We start from the raw sequence: 17,796 nt of genomic DNA, 5'->3' as shown, positions 1-17,796 counted from the left end.
CCCCGTGGTCCCATGACCCCCAAGAATGGCACCGCGCGATGCCAGGCGCGGAGCTGGGTTGCCGGTCTTGCGAGGTGATTGTGGTACCCGCCTCACGTCGATCATGATGTGTCTCTCCCGCTGGTCAGCCCGTTGTGGGATGGCCGAGCAGGAAGAGCGCCTCGGCCAGCGCGATCTGTTCGATCTCGCTGGGGGCGACGCTCTCGTTGGGGGCGTGGATGAGGCAGGCCGGCTCGGAGACGCCGATCAGCATGATCTCCGAATCCGGGTAGGTCCGCGCGAACGTGTCGCACAGCGGGATCCCGCCCCCCTGCCCCGCTGTGGTGACCGGCCGCCCATAGGCCGTCGCCAGCGCCGCCGTTATCGCGCGGTAGCCGGGCCCGTCGGTCTCGGCGCGAAACGACGCGCCGATGCCCTCCAGCTCGATCTCCACCCGGACATGCCACGGCGCGACCGCGCGCAGGTGGTCGGCGAGCAGCCCGTAGGCGGCCTCCGGGTCGACGCCCGGCGGGACCCGCAGGTTCAGCCGGGCCGCGGCAGCCGGCTGCACCGCCGACGGCGCGCCGGTCAGCGGCGGTACCTCCATGCCGATGACCGTCAACGCCGGCCGGGCCCAGAGCTGGTCGGCGACGGTGCCGCTTCCGAGCAGGCCCACCTCGGGGAGCACGTGCGCGTCGGCGCGTAGCCGCTCCTCAGGGTAGGGCTCGCCGTTCCACACCCCGCCGTTGGCGAGCCCGGGGATGGTGACGTCGCCCGCCTCGTTGTGCAGCGTCGCGAGCATCGCGACCAGCGCCAGCAGGGCGTCCGGCGTCGGGCCGCCGAACATGCCGCTGTGCATGCCGCTGGTGCCGGTCGTCACGCGGACGACAGCGCTGACCAGGCCGCGCAGCACCGTCGTCAACGTCGGCACGCCCACGGCGACGTTGCCCGAGTCGCAGATCACGATCGTGTCCGCGGCCAGCAGGTCCGGGTTCTGCTCGACGAACCGCTCGAGTCCCCCGGTGCCCTGTTCCTCGGAGCCTTCGACGACGACCTTGATCCCGACTGGGACAGGGGTCCCCACATCCTGCCGAAGGCTGGATGTGGGGGAAGTCGAGTTTCCGACCGCCCGCAGCGCGGTGAGGTGGGCCATCAGGTTGCCCTTGCAGTCGGCGGCGCCCCGGCCATACCAGCGGCCGTCCCGCTCGGTCAGCGTGAAGGGCGGGCTGTCCCAGCTCGCCTCGTCGCCCGGAGGCTGGACGTCGTAGTGGGCGTAGAACAGCACGGTCGGCGCGCCGGGGGGCGCCGGCCGGTGGCCGATCGCCGCCGTGGAGCCGTCCGGCGTCTCCACCAGCCGCACGTCCGGCAGCCCGGCGTCGCGCAGCGCGTCCGCGACGAGGCCCGCGCCGCGCACGCAGTCGGCCGACGGCCCCAGCCGGGGATCGAAGACGGTCGGGATGGCGACGAGCTCGGCGAGCTCGTCACGGGCGCGCGGCATCAGCGCCCGTACCCGTCCGGCGACGTCGGTGGCGAGCTCGGCCGAGACGCCGCCAAGAGGCTCCTGGGGGGAAAGCCCGGAGGACGGACCGGTGGACGGGCCGGCGGGCACGCCGGGGGTGGCGGCTGGCATGGCCTCATCTGACCACGGCCCCCACAGCCTCCGCCGGACGGGGAGGTGCCACGCTGGGAGACATGGAGGCGGTGCCGGCCGGGCTGGACCCGGTGACCTTGTCGGTGCTCGCGAGCGGGCTCGCCGGGATCGCCGAGGAGATGGGGACGCTGCTGGTCCGCAGCGCGTACTCGTCGAACATCAAGGAGCGGCGGGACTGCTCGGCCGCGCTGTTCGACGCGGACGGCCGGATGGTCGCGCAGGCGGCGCACGTGCCGGTGCACCTGGGGGCGCTCTACGAGTCGGTGCGGGTGGTCGCCGAGCGCGGCGCGGCACCCGGCGACGTGTGGGTGCTCAACGACCCGTTCACCGGTGGCAACCACCTGCCGGACGTCACGCTCGTCAGCCCCCTGACCATCCCGCCAGGTGCCTCCGGAGGCGCACGCGAGGACGATGATCGCGCCTCCTTCGGCGGCCCGCCGGGCACCGCCGCGGAGGAACCGGGCGGCGAGATCGTCGGCTACGCGGCCACGAGGGCGCACCACTCCGACATGGGCGGCATGCGACCTGGCTCGATGCCGGCCGACTCGCGCGAGATCTTCGCCGAGGGGCTGATCATCCCGCCGGTCCGCCTGGTCCGGGCGGGCCGGTGGCAGGACGACATCCTCGACCTGATCTGCGCGAACTCGCGCACCCCCGACCTGCGCCGCGGCGATCTGCGCGCACAGGCGGCCGCGAACCGGCTCGCCGGCATCCGCCTGACCGAGCTCGCGGCGCGCCATGGGGTGGCGACCGTGCTCACCGCCTTCGCCGAGGTGCTGCGCTATGGCGAGCGGCGCAGCCGGTCGCTGGTCGCGCTGCTGCCGGACGGCCGGTACGAGGCGGCCAGCGAGTTGGAGGGCGACGGCGCGGACGACGTCGACATCCCGTTGCGGGTCGCGGTGACGATCGCCGGGGACGGTCTCACGGTGGACTTCACCGGTACCTCGCCGGCCGTGCGGGGCAACGTCAACTGCCCGCGCGCGGTGACCCGCTCGGCCTGCTGCTTCGCATTGCGGGTGCTGCTGCCCGACGACGTGCCGGCGAACGACGGCACGTACGCGCCGCTCACCGTCGTCACCGAGCCCGGCTCGCTGGTCGACGCCCGTCGCCCGTCGGCCGTCGTCGCCGGCAACGTCGAGACGTCACAGCGGATCGCCGACACCGTGCTCGCCGCCCTGGGCCAGGCGGTCGCCGCCGCCGCGGGCGCCGCTGCGGTCGCGGCGGCGGCGACCGAGACGGGAGAGGAACCGGCGACGCTGCCGGTCCTGCCCGCGCAGGGCCAGGGGACGATGAACAACCTGGTGATCGGCGGCGACGGCTGGACGTACTACGAGACGCTGGCGGGCGGGGCTGGGGGCTCCGCGCGCGGGCCGGGCGCGTCCGGGGTGCACGTCGGGATGACGAACACGCTCAATACCCCGATCGAGGCGCTCGAGCTCGAGTACCCGATGCGGGTGGAGCGCTACGAGCTCGACGAGGCGACGGCCGGCGCCGGGCTGCACCCCGGTGGCGCCGGTCTGGTCCGTTCGATCCGGGTGCTGGAGCCGGCGACCCTGTCGGTGCTGGCCGATCGGCGTCGCCATGCCCCGCAGGGCGCGGCCGGCGGCGGCCCCGGCGGCGTCGGCCGCGCCGACGTCGACGGCGACCCGCTCCCGCCCAAGGCCAGCCGGCCCCTGCCCGCCGGGGCCGTGGTCACGGTCCACACCCCGGGCGGCGGCGGCTGGGGCGGTCCCGCGCCGGACGCTTCGCGCCCGGCGCCGGGCGCCGCCTGTCGGGCGCAGGGCGCCCTCCCAGCCTGATCTCGGGGTTGGCGTGTGTAGCCGGGGCTGGCGTGGACTGGGGCCGGGGTGGTGGGTGCGTTGGTGATGCGCCGATGCGCCGTCACCATCGGTGGCTGGGTTGTGCGTAGCAGTCGATCAGGCGCGGGACGGGTCTCGGCCTTGCCGCCCGCGGCGTCGGCGTGCGGGTGGGGACCACGGCCGTGCGGGGGAAGGTGGCCGTAGGTCCCGCCCCGGCCACCACACGACCGTGGTCCGTCTTAGGGGACCGGCGGCTCGCCGGTCGGTGCGGTCGCGGTGCCGGTGTCGGGGTGATTGGGCGAGGCCGGGCCGGTGCGGATCTGGATGGTGCGGACGGAGCGCCAGTTGACGAGCATCGTGTAGCCGTCGGCCAGGTATAACTGCTCGACCTCGCAGCGGAAGACCGCTTGGGCGACGCGCGTGCGAAGTTCATCCGGGTCGGTGTCGGCCGGCAGCTCGAAGGTCTGGCCGTCGATCACGATCCGCACTTCCACGAGCCCAACAGTCGCACATGTGTTCGATGAGGGCAACGCTGTGGGCGCCCTGTTCGGGTCGCGTGTCGGCGGTGAGTTCCGACTGTCCTGGCGGGGCGCGACCGCGAACTGCCGGCAGGGGTGATCTTCGCCTGGAGGTGGGGGTGCGGGACGCCCGCGCGCCTTTCGTTCCTGCGCTGGTCGAGCTGTTGTGAGCCTTGGCCGAGGTGTTCGTGGGCACTCGTTCGGAGGACCCTTGCGTCTGAGCCTTAGGCGGTCCTAAGTTAGGTCGGCCTGCCTTAAGTTAGGTGGTCCTAACTGGATGGGACCTGGGCCCAGTGGAGAGTGCGTGGACAACTTCGTTCCGAACCTACTGATCGGGTTGCGTGAAGGGCTTGAGGCAACGCTGATCGTCAGCATCCTTGCCGCCTACCTGGTCAAGATTGATCGACGTGACCGGATGGCGCACCTCTCCTTCGGGGTTGGGGCGGCGGTCGCGCTCAGCCTGGCTTTCGGTGCCGCGCTCACGTTCACCTCCGCGAACCTGTCGACCAAGGCGCAGGAGGGACTGGGCGGGATCCTGTCGCTGGTCGCCGTCGTGCTGGTGACCTGGATGGTCTTCTGGATGCGTAAGACGGCGCGCAACCTGTCCGGCGAACTGCGCGGCAAGATGGACGCCGCACTGTCTGTCGGTGCGGGCGCCGTCGTCTTCACCGCGTTTCTCGCGGTCGCCCGCGAGGGCCTGGAGACGGCGCTGTTCCTGTGGGCGACGATCGACTCGACGAACGGCTCGACCGTCGGCCCGATGCTGGGCGCGCTCGTCGGCATCCTGATCGCCATCCTGCTCGGCTACCTGCTCTACAACCGCGTGCTCACGTTCAACCTCGGCAGGTTCTTCACCTGGACGGGTGGTGCGCTGATCGTCGTCGCCGCCGGTGTCGCCGCCTACGGCGTCGGTGACCTGCAGGAGGCCGACCTGCTGCCGGGCCACGAGGCGCTCGCGTTCGACCTCTCCGACCACATCTCGGAAAGCAGCTGGTACGGCGCGCTGCTCAAGGGCATCTTCAACATCAGCCCGGTGTGGTCGTGGGCGCAGCTGGGCGTCTGGCTCGGCTACCTCGTCCCGGTCATGGCGATCTACGTCTGCTACCGCTACCTGTTCAGGTCCCCCGAGCCGGCGGCCGCCCCGGCTCCCGCCACGGCCGCGGCGGGAGCCGGGGCAGGCGCGGTTCCGGCCGGGCCGGACACGACCCGGATAGACGCCGCCCCGGCCGCCGACGCCGCCATCCCGACCGCCGAGGCCGCCATCCCGACCCAGAGCACCGACTCGCCCAGCGGCCAGCACCGCGACATCCCGGCGCCCGCCGGCAACAACGACACCAGCAAGCCCGCCGACAGCGGCGAGGAAGCAGCTCCCAAGGAGGACGAGGTCATGGGTTGGCGCAGGACGCTCACGGCGGTCCCGGTCCTGAGCGTCTCGGTCGTGGGCCTGCTCTTGGCTGGCGGCGCGATCGGTTTCGCGCTGAACGGCGGCTCGGACGGCACCGCGGCCGGCACCGCGGCCGGCGCCTCGGTGGTCACCGCCGGCGACGACACATGCGCCTACTCCGGGCCGGCCCTGTCCGCGGGCACCCACACCTTCAAGGTCTCGAACACCACCGGCAAGGCGATCGAGCTCTACTTCATCGGCGCGAACGGCCAAGCCGTCGGCGAGGTGGAGAACGTCGGCCCGGGGACGTCGCGCAACCTGACCGTCGACCTGGCCGAGGGCGACTACACCCTGCGCTGTCGGCCGACCAGTACCACTGGTGACGGCGTGACCTCGAAGCTCACCATCGCCGCGCCCGGTGCGTCCGCCCCGGGCGCCGCCTACGACCCGCGGCTGTACGAGGCCGTCGGCGAGTACCGCGTCTACGTGGAGGGCCAGACCGGTCAGCTGGTCACCGCCACTGAGACGTTCGCCGCGGCGGTCAAGAGCGGCGACGTCGAGGCGGCCAAGCGTCTCTACGCACCGGCCCGGGTCTTCTACGAGCGGATCGAGCCGGTCGCGGAGAGCTTCGGCGACCTCGACCCGGCGATCGATGCCCGGGAGGGCGATGTCCCGGACGACGAGTGGACCGGCTTCCACGTGATCGAGAGGGACCTCTGGGTCAACGGCAAGACGTCCGACCCGGTCGTCGCCGACAAGCTGCTCGCCGACGTGAAGAAGCTGCAGACGTTGGTCACCGACGTGAAGCTCACCCCGAGCCAGCTCGGCAACGGCGCGGCCGAGCTGCTCAACGAAGTCGCCACCAGCAAGGTCACCGGCGAGGAGGAGCGGTACTCGCACACCGACCTGATCGACTTCGCCGCCAACGTCGAGGGTGCCCGGGCCGCGTACGAGCCGCTGCTGCCGGTTCTGAAGGACACCGACCCGGAGCTGGCCAAGACCATCGACGCCCGCCTGACCGATGTCGAGAAGGCGCTGGAGCCGTACAAGTCGGGCGACGGCTACGTGGACTACACCTCGCTGAGCGACACCCAGGTCCGAGCACTGTCCGACAAGGTCGACGGCTTGGCCGAGCCGCTGTCCAAGCTGACCGGGGCGGTCGCGGCCTAGCGGGGGCGGCCGGGCCGGCCCCGCCAGTGGGCACCCGGCCGGTCCGGCCAACCGCGTTTCCTGGCCAGTCGTAACAAAGGCGCCGTCTGGCGGCCTAGAGGGCCAAAGGGTGTGCGAAAATGATCTTCCTTCGCACACCCGGCGGCCGTTGTCCCCAGGATCACTAATCGGAAATCGGGCGGTGCCACCGTCCGGGAGGACGCAGGAACAGGAAGCAGAGGTAAAGAACGTGGCTGGGACACGGGTGTCGCGGCGAGGGCTGTTCGGGCTGGCTGGAGTGGCGGCCGCAGGCGCCGCCACCGCCGGTGGCCTGGCCGCCTGCTCGGACGACAAGAACGGAGGGACCGAGGCCGTCCCCGCCTCGGGGAAGCAGCTTGTCGAGTTCCACGGCGCCCACCAGGCAGGGATCGTCACCCCGGCGCAGGACCGGCTGCACTTCGCCGCGTTCGACGTGGTCACCGACAGCCGCGCCGATCTGGTCGAGGTACTCAAGGAATGGACGGCGGCCGCGGCCGCCATGGCCGCGGGTAAGGCGGTCGGCGACGGCGTCGCTGGCGCCCAGGACGCGCCGCCCGACGACACCGGCGAGGCCGAAGGGCTAGCCTCCGGCCACCTCACCCTGACCTTCGGCGTCGGGCCGACCCTGTTCACCACGGCCGACGGCGTCGACCGGTTCGGGCTCGCGAGCCGCCGGCCGGCCGCGCTGGTCGACCTGCCCGCCTTCTCATTCGACGCGCTCGACCCGGCGCGCTGCGGCGGGGACCTCGCCGTCCAGGCCTGCGCCGACGACCCGCAGATCGCCGTGCACGCCGTGCGCAACCTGGCCCGGATCGGCCGGGGCGTCGTCGCGGTCCGCTGGTCCCAGCTCGGGTTCGGCCGCACGGCGTCGACCAGCTCCAGCCAGGCGACGCCGCGCAACCTGATGGGGTTCAAGGACGGCACGAACAACATCCACGTCGAGCAGCCGGCCAAAGTCGACGAGCACGTCTGGGTCGCCCCCAGCGACGAGAAGAGCGCCGGCGCATGGATGGCCGGCGGGTCGTACATGGTGACCCGTCGGATCCAGATGCTCATCGAGCGCTGGGACCGCACCTCACTCGCCGAGCAGGAGACCACCTTCGGTCGCACCAAGGTCGTCGGCGCGCCGTTCGGCCACACCGGCGAGTTCGACGCCGTGGACCTCAAGGGCCGCACGGCGGACGGCGAGCTGGTCATCCCGGCGGACGCGCACATCCGCCTGGCCTCGCCGGACACCAACGGCGGCCATGCGATCCTGCGCCGCGGCTACTCGTTCACCGATGGCAGCGATGGCCTCGGCCACCTGGACGCCGGCCTGTTCTTCATCGCCTTCCAAAGGGACCCGCGCAAGCAGTTCATCCCGATCCAGACCCGGCTGGCGAGCTCGGATGCGCTCAACGAGTACATCGAGCACACGGGCAGCGCGATCTTCGCCGTCCCGCCCGGCGTTGCCGCCACCGGCGGCGACTACTGGGGCCGCAGCCTGTTCACCTGAGGCGGTCCCGCCGGGGTTCCTGCCGGATCGACGGAGCTTGCGGAGTCGATCTGGGAGGTCCGGGACGCTCCGCGCCCCAGACCTCCCAGATCGCTTCGCGATCCGGCAGGGACCCCGGCCGGGCGCCGCCCTCGGGCGCTGAGCCCTACCTCCCAGATCGGCTTCGCCGATCCGGCAGGGACCTGCTCGCGGCCTGGTTCCGGGTTTAGGCGTATGACGGCGGCTGACCTGGTTCCGGGCTGACGAGGTGGTTGGGTCAGCGCCAGCGCTGATGCGCCGTCACTTTCTGTGGCCGAGTCGCGTGGACGGGTCACGGGACGGGGCGGGCGCGTTGGTTTCCGGCTGGCGAGGTGGCTGGGGTTGCGCTGCGCCGCGCCGCCGCCGGAGCGGCCCGTCCTTACCTCCGCGCGGCGAGGACGGGCCGGTGCGCGGCGTCAGGAGGCCCGGGCGCCGACGGACGACGGGGCCGGCTTCGTCAGCGTGGGGAGCGCGCCAGTGGCTGGGACCACGCCGATCGCGCCGCCCTCCGGGCCGAGGCGGGTGAGCAGCAGCGGGATCTGGTGGTTCGCGATGTAGGCGTCGACGGCCTGCTGGGAGCCCTTCCACCAGCCGTAGTCGTCGATGATCAGAACCCCGCTCGGGCTGATCCGCGGGAACAGGTGCTCCATCTCGTGCCGGGTCGACTCGAACCAGTCGGTGTCCAGGCGCAGCAGCGCGATCTGCTCCGGGGCCCCGCCCGGCACCGTCTCCTCGACCATGCCCTTGACAAAGTGGATCTTGTCGGCGGGGTAGCCGATCCGCGCGACGTTCTCCTTGACCTTCTCCAGCGGCACGATCGACCAGGCCGACGCCGGGTCGTCCGGGTCGGAGTTCGCGAGCAGGTGCTCGGCGGTCTGCCCATCCGGGGCGATGTCGGCGCCGGTCGGTGGCGTCATGCCTTCGAAGGTGTCGAACAGGTAGAGGTGACGCGAGGTGTCGCCGAGCTGCAGCAGCGTGCGCGCAGCCGCCATCGACGAGCCGCCGGCCCACACGCCGCACTCGACGATGTTACCGGGGATCTTGTTCGTCACCAGGTAACGGACGGCCTGGATGAGGCCGAACACCTTCGTCGGGTCGGTCATCGTGTAGGGCGAGGTCTCGCGGATGGTCGCGATCGCCAGGGCATCCATGCCGGCGGAGTCGATCCCGGGACGGCGACGGACGACGTCGAAGCCGGTCTGCTGTACTGCCTTGCGCAGGGTCGACCTCGCCTGGTCGGCGTATGCCTTGACTTGTTTCTTGGAAGCCATGCGCCCCTCCTCGACAACGAGCTGTACGCCTCTCGCTGCGCAGCGGTGCGGCATTCGCGCAGACTCGGCCGGGCGATGATGTCACAGCGGCCTGTGGTCCCTGACAGCCGGTTCTGGTCGAACCGGCACAGGATGCCAGAGCAAGATCTCCAGCCGGACCGGTGGCTCTGTCGCAGGCCACCACGCCCTGGGCGGACTGCCGTGCCGTCCGGTGACGCAACGTGGCGGCCAGAATCCACACCTCCGATGGCAAATGTGTGACCACATGACTTCGGGGTGTCAGCGAGAGTGGCTCACGTCGAGCTTGTGGTGTCGCTCTTGTGGTGTGGCCGGCGTTGGCGTGAACCCTCACCCGCGACCGCTGAGACCACCGGTTCCGAGTGCGGCGAGTGAGGCTGCCGGGCGATCGCGGCGGGCCCGTACTCGGCGGCGGCGGAGCCACGGAAGCGCGGATGCGGAGCGTTGGTTCCGTTCTCCGGTAAACTAGTCATTGAAGGGGAGTAGCCCTGCTGTCTGGCGCTGATGTGCTGGACAGCCCGGCCGTCGACATACTGGCGGCGTCGCGCGTCAGGCCGATCTTGATCGGTCGAAACCCAGCGGCGCAGGCCCGGCGGCCGGGCCTGGTCGATCTTGCGGTCGACCGGGTGGACGAGACCTTCGATCCGGTTTGCATGCCGGGTCGAAGGGACTCGCGCCCCCGGCCCGGCCCGAGAAGAGGGGCCAGGTCGTGAGCCTTACCGCCGCGTTCGTTACCTTCGGCATCATTTTTCTCGCCGAGCTGCCCGACAAGACCATGGTCGCGAGCCTCGTGATGGGCAGCCGCTACCGGCCTCTCTACGTCTGGGCAGGGGTGGCCGCCGCCTTCCTCGTGCATGTCACGCTGGCCGTCGCCGCCGGCAGCGTGCTCACGCTGCTGCCACACCGCGTCGTCGACGCGATCGCGCTGGTCCTGTTCGCCATCGGCGCCGTGCTCGTCTACCGCGAGGGCCGCGACGAGACGGGCGAGACCGATACGACCCGCGAGACCCACGAACGCGACGAGATCCGTGAGAGCGTCGCGGCTGGCACCGTCGCGCCGGGCGCGCCCACGGCGATGCCGGCGGGCGTCCGCGCGTCCGGCGCCGCGGGTGGGCCGACCGCGGCGGCTGGCGCGGGCGCGACTCGCCCGTCGGCCAGCGAACCAGCGCCCAGTGACCTCGAGGTCGCGCCCGAGGAGCGGGAAAGCGCCGTATCCCGCGGGTTCTGGCGGGTGGCCGCGACCTCGTTCACCGTCATCTTCGTGGCCGAGATGGGTGACCTGACCCAGATTTCCACGGCGAACCTGGCCGCCCGGTTCGACTCACCGGTGACAGTCTGGCTCGGAGCGTTGCTCGCGTTGTGGTCGGTGGCGGCGATCGCGATCGCCGGTGGGCGCGGCCTGCTGCGGATCGTTCCGGTCAAGGTCATCACCAGGATCGCGGCGGCTGCCTTCGTGATCCTGGCGATCCTGAGCCTCATCGACGTGATCCGCGGCTGAGCCGCGCGGCGGAGGCCAGGCCGAAAAGCGTCGGAAGCGTCCTGGATGCTGAGGCCATGGCGACCACGCGGCGACGTAGCGACCCCTGGAGTCCGGTGGCACCCGACCTGCCGGCTGAGCCAGCCCGGCCGATCGACGGCGGCCGGGGGCCGGCGGAACTCGTCGAACTGGCGGAGCTGCTCGCCGAGGCGGGCGCCGGTGCCGGACGCGACGTCCGGCTGGTCGGCGTCCGGCTGGCCACGCTGCGGGTGGTCGGCGGCCAGCTTGCCGGCGTGACCCTGCGGGACGTCGCGCTACGGGATGTCGCGCTCGCCGGAACCATCGTCGACGGCGGCGCGGCGACCAGAGTGACGGTCGACGGCGGCCGGCTCTCGGGAGCCGTCTGGGTGGACGGCGAGATCCGCGACGCGCGGCTGACCGACGTACGCGCGGACGGCCTGACCCTGCGGTTCTGCCGGCTGCACCGCTCTCGGTTCGAGGGCTGTGACCTGTCCGGCCTGGACCTGACCCGAGCCCGGCTCGACCATGTCGAGTTCGTCCGCTGCGACCTGACCGGCGTCGACTTCACCGGCGCGACCGTCGCCGCGGCCCGCTTCGCCGACTGCCGGTTCGACCGGGTGGCGGGCGCGAGTGGCCTCGCCGGTGCCGAGATCGGCGTTGGCGACCTCATGGGCCTGGCACCGTCGCTTGCCGCCGCCCTCGGCATCACCATCGTTGCCACCCAGCCGACGGACCGGGGCTAGGCCAGTCGGATGCCCATCGGCCGCCTCATGACGTGACGGGCGGATCGCGGACGTCCAGGCTTGCTGACCTCCCGGCCGACCTCCCAGATCGGTTCCCAGACCTGCCCGATCGCTTACCTCCCAGATCTGCTTCGCAGATCCGGCAGGGACCCTGTCGCCAATCGGGCAGGGACCCCGGATCCGGCAGGAACCCCGTCGCCGATCTGGGAGACCCGGAATCTGGCGCGCTGGCGGTCGAAAACTCCCTCTTGTGTTCAATGGGTGACTTTATCCATACGGAGTGTTTCGACCCGGTGTCCAGGTCTCCCGACCCCGCGTGCTTATATCTGTGCGTCGAGTGGGTCGGCGGTGCTGGGTATCGGGGTTGCGGGGACCGCGCGGCCGGGCCGACGGAGGTCTCCGGGAAGGGCAAGGGAGCCGGGACATGGGTGAGACCGTGGACGACGGTGCCTGCGGCGAGTGGCAGCGGGTGCCGGAGGAGATCGTGCAGCGGCTGGGCGACGTGCCTGGTGCCGCCTACGAGGTGCCTGACGAGGTGACCTGCGCGCTGGAGGCCGGTCACGAGGGCAGCCATACGGCCGTGCTGCAGGGCTGGGGCGATGACGAGGTGTGGCTGCTCTGGACGATGCCGAAGACCGTCGTGATCTCGAGCTGCCGGGCGGACGGGCTGACCTGCCTGCTCCCCACCGGGCACGCCGGCCGCCACCACGTGATCATGGCGGATGTCGTGGAGGACGAGGGGCCGTACTGGGTCGACGACCGCGCGGAGCTCGACGCCCGGCTCGCCTCGAGCCAGGCGGGGCCCGGTAGCGGATCCGCCGCCCCCGCATAGAGACTCTTCTGCCGATCTCTTTCCGGGTCCGCGGGTCCGCGGGTCCCCGGGATCCCGTGGGTTCGCTATGGGCTCGAACGCGGCGTGGCCACGAAGACCAGGACGACGTCGGCGTCGGCACCGAAGTCGACCAGCTCCGCGGACGGCGGCAGGGTGCCGAGCGCGTCGCGCAGCTGGGCGGCGCTCGCCCCTTCGCTGGCCGTGACCGTGTGCATCGCGGCCATGCCGTCCATCTTGATGTTCCCGTCGGGAGCGACGTCGTCCCCGTCCACCGCGCCGACTTCCATGCCTGCCGGCTCGGCGTCGACGAGGTCGTGCGGGCATGGATCCTCGTCCGGGAGGCGGGCCAGGACACGGTCCGCGTGCGCGGCCGTGCCGGCGACGGCCATCGCGGCGGCGGACGACAACGAGTCCGCCAGCCGTTGAGCCTCCACCGGCATCAGGTACACCGCGTTCAGGACGTCCAGCAATGACGACTGCAGCCGCATGACGATGACGTGGGTGCCGTCGTCGATGCCTGGCTGGGTGCCGACCGTGACGACGCTCCCGTCGAGCTCGCTCACGAGGGTGAGCGGCTCCGTGAGGGCGCCCGGCCGGGGGATAAGGGCCTGTTCATCACGCATGGCCCAAAGATCGCATCCCCGCCTGCCCGATCCCACCCCGTGCGGCGGGGAGCTTTTCGCGCGGCCGGCCGCGTCTGGCCAGACGAACAGCGGGGCACGGAGGATCGACGGGTGGTCCGCTGTCGTGCACCCAGCGTCAAAACGATGGGTGAACTCCGCTGACGGGGTGTGAGCTCAGTCGAGACGGGTACGACGCTGCATGGTTGACGGGCCTTGCGTCCCGCTACGTCACCCGATCGAAGTGTCTGAGCCCGATCACCGTCACGACTACGGTGACCCGGGCCGGTGGTTTCGCCGTTCCGTCGTCGGCTAAGTCGGCGCTGTTGCCTGGAGATGGGCTGACGACGGTGGGGAGCTGGATCACGCCCGCTCGGGGCGTGCGCGACGCGAGGCTGTTCCGGTCGCTCCCCGCGCCGCCTGGACAAGGCCGTATGTCCGACCGGGGACGACCCGGACGGAAACCGAGGCGGGAGCAATGATCATGAGACTGCGTGTCGAAGTTACGGGTCCGCATGCAATCGTGATCTGGCCCGAGGGAGACGTCGATTACTCCTGCCTAGATCCGCTGCGAGAAGCCCTCGTGGACGCCCGGATGGCGGGTGTCAGGGAGATCGTCGTCGACTTCACCGATGTGGGGTTCCTGGACTCGCAGGGCCTTGCTGTCATCCTTTACGCCCACCGACGGCAGCGTTCCAGCGGTGGTCGACTGATCCTGCGCAACCTCAACGACACGGCTCGACGTCTGCTGCACGTGACGAACCTGACCACCGTGCTCGACGTCGAGGGCGGGGTGGGCGAGCCGCCGACGGCGTCGGCGGCCGCTGCCGCGCCGCGCACCGCCACCCGTGGCGAGTGACCGGCACGGGGGCCCGAGCCCGTACGGGAGCTCGATCCCGGTAGATGCCTGATCGGCATAACGTCGTGGCCGGTGGTGGGCTCCGAGCGACAGGGCCCGCGACGTGGCGGCAGGCGCCGCCGACGCGCGGCTGGCGTGTCAGCCGGCCGTGTCAGTGACCGGGCCGGCCGACGGCGACGTGCCGGCGGTACTGCGCGTCAACGGCGTGACGGGTGAAGCCGAGACGCTCATACATCCGCACCGCGCGGGCGTTGTCCTCGTCGGTGTAGAGCATCACCGTCGTGAGGCCACGGTTGCGCAGGTGGCGCAGTCCAGCCAGGGTCAGGGCGCGGCCCAGTCCCCCACCCGCGCGGGAGGGGTCGACTCCGACGACATAGACCTCTCCGATCGGAAGTGCCCGGCCCGGCCCGGCCCGGCCGTCGGGCGGTGTCGGGTCCTCGGCGTGCACCTTCGTCCAGTGGAAACCGACCAGCTCACCGTCCCGCTCGGCCAGGAAGAAGCCCGCCGGATCGAACCACGGCTCCGCTTCGCGCGGCAGCAGGTCCTGCTCGGTCCAGCGGCCCTGCTCTGGGTGGCTGGCGAACGCGCGGGCGTTGAGCGCGAGCCAGGCCCGCTCGTCGCGGCCTGGTTCGAAACACCTCACGGTCACGTCCGCGGGCCACGTCGGCTCGGGTAGCTCCTCGCCCGCGGACCCCGCGTCGGCGACTAGCGGACGGCGTAGCTGCAGCAGCACCCGGCCACGCTCGAACCCCCCGCGCGCGGCGAGCGCGGCCGCGGCCGCCGAGTCGCCGTGTGCCCAGATGTCCAGCGTCGCCGGACTCGCGGCGGCGGCAACCTCGGCCGGTGACTCGCTGGCCACCCGTTGGACGAGGGCGTCGACGAGGGCGGACCCGACTCCCCGGCGCCGCAGGTCCGGGCGGACGACCAGCTCCGCCTCCCACGCGCCACCCCCCGCATGGGCGAGGTGCGCATACCCGGCCACGTCGCTCTCCGGCGAGGCCGGGTCCGGGTCGGCCGCGAGCAGGTGGAACCGGCCTGGCGCCGGGCTCGACCCCGGCCTGACCGTCAGGGCGACGTCATCGGAGACCGGTCCGACGCCGTCGGCGGCATGCGCGGCCGCGACGACCGATTTCACCCCGTCGGATTCGGCCACCGTCAAACTGTCCGACCAGCCCAAAGACGTCACAGGCAGACGGTAGCCACCCCAATGGCGAGACGCACCCGCCGAGCACTCGCCCCAGGACGACCGCGCGGGCGCGAAGCGTCGAGCCCGCGCGGTCGTCATGTGACGTCTGTTGGTGAGCGGTCCATGCAATCCGGCCATGGTAGGGAACCGCGCCTCTGCGCTGGTGCCAGCGCACCCATGTCGTCAACCCGCAACCAGGTGAACCACCGCCATGAGCCTGTGCCCGGTACCACGGTGGGGAGCAGGGTCCCTGCCGGATCGGCGACAGGGTCCTGCCGGATCCAGGGTCCCTGCCCGATTGGCGACAGGGTCCCTGCCGGATCTGCGAAGCAGATCTGGGAGGTAAGCGATCGGGGAGGTCTGGGAGCCGATCTGGGAGGTCGGCGATCTGGGAGGTCAGGCTTAGCGCCTAGACGCGCTCGGGGGTGCGGATCTCATCGCGCTCGAGGCGCCCGGCGCCGTTCGAGTCGGGCAGCGGGGTGATCGGCGGGGCGACGAACTTGTAACCGACGTGGCGCACGGTACCGATCATCGACTCGTGCTCGGCACCCAGCTTGGCGCGCAGCCGGCGGACGTGGACATCCACCGTGCGGGTGCCGCCGTAGTAGTCGTAGCCCCAGACCTCCTGCAGCAGCTGGGCCCGGGTGAAGACCCGGCCCGGGTGCTGGGCGAGGTACTTGAGCAGCTCGAACTCCTTGAAGGTGAGCTCGAGGGGCCGGCCACGCAGCTTCGCCGAGTAGGTCGTCTCGTCCACGGAGAGGTCGCCCGAGCGGATGACACCGGCCTCCGCGGTACCGCCGGCGGCGGCCACCCGGCCGATCGCGAGCCGCAGCCGGGCCTCGACCTCCGCCGGGCCCGCCGTGTCGAGTACCACGTCGTCGACTCCCCAGTCCGCCGACACGGCGGCCAGGCCGCCCTCGGTGACCAGGGCGAGCAGCGGGGTGGTCAGGCCGGTGGTGCGCAGCAGGCGGCACAGGCCACGGGCGATGACGAGCTCGCGACGGCCGTCGACAGCGATGACGTCGACCGGCGGGGCGTCGAGCAGGGCGCTGGCCTCCAGCGGGGCGACGCGCACGGTATGAGTGAGTAGTCCGAGTGACGGGAACGACTCGGCGGACGGACCGGGCGCGTTGGTGAGCAAAAGGACGACGCTCAAGACGACTCCTCCATGCGAGGCGGATGGTGGTGGGGCAGCGTCGACCCAGGTAGTGCCGAGTGGCCCGCACTTGGCCTCAGAAGGCACAAGTCGAACCCCGGCGTCTCACGACCGTCATGGGCATGAAACGCACACCGGTACGTGAGGAGGATAGCGGAGTGTTCCACCGCGCTCCCACCGTCTACCGGCTTCTTCCGACGGCCGATGCTGAGATCCTGGCCACTGCCTTTCTTGATCACGGCTCTTTGGTGGGGTCCGTCATCCCGCCGCCCGCGGTCGTGCTGGTTCCGGGCTTCTCCGGGACGATCCGCCGGCCGGCTGTACGGTCCGTGGCGGAGGGCCTGCGGTGGCACGCAAGCGTGGTCATGGTCGAGACGCGCGGCCACGGAAGGTCGACGGGTACGTGCACGTTCGGCGACCGTGAGGTCCTCGACGTCGACGCGGCCGTCGGTGAGGCCAGGCGGCTCGGGCACGAGCGGGTCGTGACCGTCGGCTGGTCGATGGGCGGTGCCGCGGTGGTCCGGCACGCGGCGCTCGCGAGTGAGGAAACTCCCGTTCACGGACACCGGCTGCGCAATCGTCCGGACGCGGTGGTCACGGTCAGCGCGACCAGCCGGTGGTTCGTGCGCGACACCGCTCCGCTTCGGCGCATCCTCTGGATGGCCGAGACACGGACCGGGCGGTTGATGGCGAGGACCGTTTTCGGGGTGCGTATCCCATCGCGGCCCTGGCCGGAGCTCCCCTCCGAGCGTCCGCCGGCGCCAGTCGACCTGATCGGCCAGGTGGCCCCGACACCGCTGCTGATCGTGCATGGCGACCTGGACGGGTACTTCACTCTGGATCATCCGCGGGCGCTCGCCGCGGCCGCCGGTCCGCGGGCCAGGCTCTGGATCGTCCCTGGTTTCGGACACGCGGAGACGGGTGTGGTGCCGGGACTCGTCGACCGGATCGGGAGGTATCTCCCGTACCTCCTGGACGGCCACCGGCATGACTCCATGTTCAGCATGGATAACGTGTGGGAAACGTCAGTGAAATATATCGGCCACGGGCCCGGGTCGCCGCCCAGCCCTGCCGCCGCGCGCCGGGTCGTGCTGGACGGTCCAGGCGGGCCCTGAGCGAGACGAACCTCGCGGATGGCGAGACGCGATGCGCCGAGGCGCGGCGCCGGCCTCCGCGCTCCGTGAGGCCGCCGCATGGGAAGTGCGCCACCCTGTGGCGGGGTTACGTCGAGTGGTGCCGAAGTGCTCCGGCTGCGGAAGGGTGATGGGCTACTTGTCGGATGTGACGGAAGTTACTGTCCGGTATTGGGCCGCCGCGCGTGATGCGGCCGGGGTGACCGAGGAGCGCCTGACGGCCGACACGCTGGCCGCGGTGATCGAGGCCGCCGTCGGCCGGCACGGCCAGCGGCTCGCCGACGTGCTGACCCGGTGCTCGTTCCTCATCGACGAGAAGCCCGCGGGCCGGCGAGACCCGGCCACGCTGGCGCTGCGCCCCGGCAGCGTCGTGGAGGCACTCCCGCCCTTCGCCGGCGGCTGATCAGCGGCTGAACCGGCCCGGCCGATCTTTTCGGTACTGGTTCTC

At 71.6% G+C, this 17,796-nt stretch carries 15 protein-coding genes; 9 read left to right on the top strand and 6 right to left on the bottom strand.

What is annotated here, in order from left to right; translation table 11 throughout:
* Positions 1–124: 124 nt before the first annotated feature.
* The gene (locus QOZ89_RS03660; protein WP_083418829.1) at positions 125–1,609 is read right to left on the bottom strand and encodes a dipeptidase; all 1,485 of its coding nucleotides are present in this window, start codon (positions 1,607–1,609) and stop codon (positions 125–127) included.
* 62 nt (positions 1,610–1,671) lie between these two features.
* On the opposite strand from QOZ89_RS03660, the gene QOZ89_RS03655 reads away from it, so the two are divergent.
* A complete protein-coding gene (locus QOZ89_RS03655; RefSeq protein WP_241841825.1) occupies positions 1,672–3,429 on the top strand; it encodes a hydantoinase B/oxoprolinase family protein in 1,758 nt (585 codons plus the stop codon).
* A gap of 239 nt (positions 3,430–3,668) precedes the next feature.
* On the opposite strand, the gene QOZ89_RS03650 is transcribed toward QOZ89_RS03655, so the two are convergent.
* Positions 3,669–3,923, bottom strand: a complete 255-nt coding sequence (locus tag QOZ89_RS03650; protein WP_071049614.1) for a hypothetical protein — start codon at positions 3,921–3,923, stop codon at positions 3,669–3,671.
* A 328-nt stretch (positions 3,924–4,251) separates the two neighbouring features.
* Here QOZ89_RS03650 and efeO point away from each other — a divergent pair, with 328 nt between their 5' ends.
* On the top strand, positions 4,252–6,501 hold the full coding sequence (efeO, locus tag QOZ89_RS03645; protein WP_241841824.1) for an iron uptake system protein EfeO: 2,250 nt from the start codon (positions 4,252–4,254) through the stop codon (positions 6,499–6,501).
* A 229-nt stretch (positions 6,502–6,730) separates the two neighbouring features.
* On the top strand, positions 6,731–8,014 hold the full coding sequence (gene efeB / locus QOZ89_RS03640; RefSeq protein WP_071049613.1) for an iron uptake transporter deferrochelatase/peroxidase subunit: 1,284 nt from the start codon (positions 6,731–6,733) through the stop codon (positions 8,012–8,014).
* Between the two features lie 434 nt (positions 8,015–8,448).
* Here the strand turns inward: efeB and QOZ89_RS03635 are convergent, their stop codons facing one another.
* Positions 8,449–9,303 carry a TylF/MycF/NovP-related O-methyltransferase gene (locus QOZ89_RS03635; protein WP_071049612.1) on the bottom strand — a complete coding sequence of 285 codons (855 nt, stop codon included), beginning with the start codon at positions 9,301–9,303 and terminating at the stop codon, positions 8,449–8,451.
* 727 nt (positions 9,304–10,030) lie between these two features.
* On the opposite strand from QOZ89_RS03635, the gene QOZ89_RS03630 reads away from it, so the two are divergent.
* The 3 genes from QOZ89_RS03630 (at position 10,031) to QOZ89_RS03620 (ending at position 12,394) form a co-directional block, all read left to right on the top strand.
* Positions 10,031–10,819, top strand: coding sequence for a TMEM165/GDT1 family protein (locus tag QOZ89_RS03630; RefSeq protein ID WP_071049611.1), 789 nt, complete (start codon positions 10,031–10,033; stop codon positions 10,817–10,819).
* A gap of 95 nt (positions 10,820–10,914) precedes the next feature.
* Positions 10,915–11,562, top strand: coding sequence for a pentapeptide repeat-containing protein (locus tag QOZ89_RS03625; RefSeq protein WP_241841823.1), 648 nt, complete (start codon positions 10,915–10,917; stop codon positions 11,560–11,562).
* Positions 11,563–11,986: 424 nt separating this feature from the next.
* Positions 11,987–12,394 carry a hypothetical protein gene (locus QOZ89_RS03620; protein WP_071049609.1) on the top strand — a complete coding sequence of 136 codons (408 nt, stop codon included), beginning with the start codon at positions 11,987–11,989 and terminating at the stop codon, positions 12,392–12,394.
* A 65-nt stretch (positions 12,395–12,459) separates the two neighbouring features.
* On the opposite strand, the gene QOZ89_RS03615 is transcribed toward QOZ89_RS03620, so the two are convergent.
* Entirely contained in the window at positions 12,460–13,017 is a 558-nt protein-coding gene (locus QOZ89_RS03615) for a hypothetical protein (RefSeq protein ID WP_071049608.1), read from the bottom strand.
* A gap of 475 nt (positions 13,018–13,492) precedes the next feature.
* Here QOZ89_RS03615 and QOZ89_RS03610 point away from each other — a divergent pair, with 475 nt between their 5' ends.
* On the top strand, positions 13,493–13,873 hold the full coding sequence (locus tag QOZ89_RS03610; protein WP_071049607.1) for an STAS domain-containing protein: 381 nt from the start codon (positions 13,493–13,495) through the stop codon (positions 13,871–13,873).
* A gap of 151 nt (positions 13,874–14,024) precedes the next feature.
* Here the strand turns inward: QOZ89_RS03610 and mshD are convergent, their stop codons facing one another.
* Together mshD and QOZ89_RS03600 are read right to left on the bottom strand one after the other, a co-directional pair.
* A complete protein-coding gene (gene mshD, locus QOZ89_RS03605) occupies positions 14,025–15,059 on the bottom strand; it encodes a mycothiol synthase (RefSeq protein WP_071049606.1) in 1,035 nt (344 codons plus the stop codon).
* A 409-nt stretch (positions 15,060–15,468) separates the two neighbouring features.
* Positions 15,469–16,215: a winged helix-turn-helix transcriptional regulator gene (locus tag QOZ89_RS03600; protein ID WP_071049605.1), complete on the bottom strand. Its 747-nt coding sequence runs from the start codon at positions 16,213–16,215 to the stop codon at positions 15,469–15,471.
* A 158-nt stretch (positions 16,216–16,373) separates the two neighbouring features.
* Between QOZ89_RS03600 and QOZ89_RS03595 the strand changes: the two genes are divergently transcribed.
* On the top strand, positions 16,374–17,330 hold the full coding sequence (locus QOZ89_RS03595) for an alpha/beta hydrolase (RefSeq protein ID WP_083418827.1): 957 nt from the start codon (positions 16,374–16,376) through the stop codon (positions 17,328–17,330).
* Between the two features lie 31 nt (positions 17,331–17,361).
* Complete coding sequence (locus tag QOZ89_RS03590; protein WP_491677144.1) at positions 17,362–17,751, top strand: MoaD/ThiS family protein; 390 nt, start codon at positions 17,362–17,364, stop codon at positions 17,749–17,751.
* Positions 17,752–17,796 lie beyond the last annotated feature (45 nt).

Origin of the sequence: Pseudofrankia coriaricola (assembly GCF_032027725.1) — a bacterium.
Classification (GTDB): domain Bacteria; phylum Actinomycetota; class Actinomycetes; order Frankiales; family Frankiaceae; genus Pseudofrankia.
This window is presented reverse-complemented; position numbering and strand designations above follow the sequence as displayed.

What these genes read in the sequence shown, in the direction of transcription:
- QOZ89_RS03655 (WP_241841825.1), top strand. Translation starts at nt 1,672, where the DNA reads ATGGAGGCGGTGCCGGCCGGGCTGGACCCGGTGACCTTGTCGGTGCTC.
- QOZ89_RS03635 (WP_071049612.1), bottom strand. Translation starts at nt 9,303, where the DNA reads ATGGCTTCCAAGAAACAAGTCAAGGCATACGCCGACCAGGCGAGGTCG.
- QOZ89_RS03620 (WP_071049609.1), top strand. Translation starts at nt 11,987, where the DNA reads ATGGGTGAGACCGTGGACGACGGTGCCTGCGGCGAGTGGCAGCGGGTG.
- QOZ89_RS03610 (WP_071049607.1), top strand. Translation starts at nt 13,493, where the DNA reads ATGATCATGAGACTGCGTGTCGAAGTTACGGGTCCGCATGCAATCGTG.
- QOZ89_RS03590 (WP_491677144.1), top strand. Translation starts at nt 17,362, where the DNA reads ATGCGCCGAGGCGCGGCGCCGGCCTCCGCGCTCCGTGAGGCCGCCGCA.
- QOZ89_RS03615 (WP_071049608.1), bottom strand. Translation starts at nt 13,017, where the DNA reads ATGCGTGATGAACAGGCCCTTATCCCCCGGCCGGGCGCCCTCACGGAG.
- QOZ89_RS03660 (WP_083418829.1), bottom strand. Translation starts at nt 1,609, where the DNA reads ATGCCAGCCGCCACCCCCGGCGTGCCCGCCGGCCCGTCCACCGGTCCG.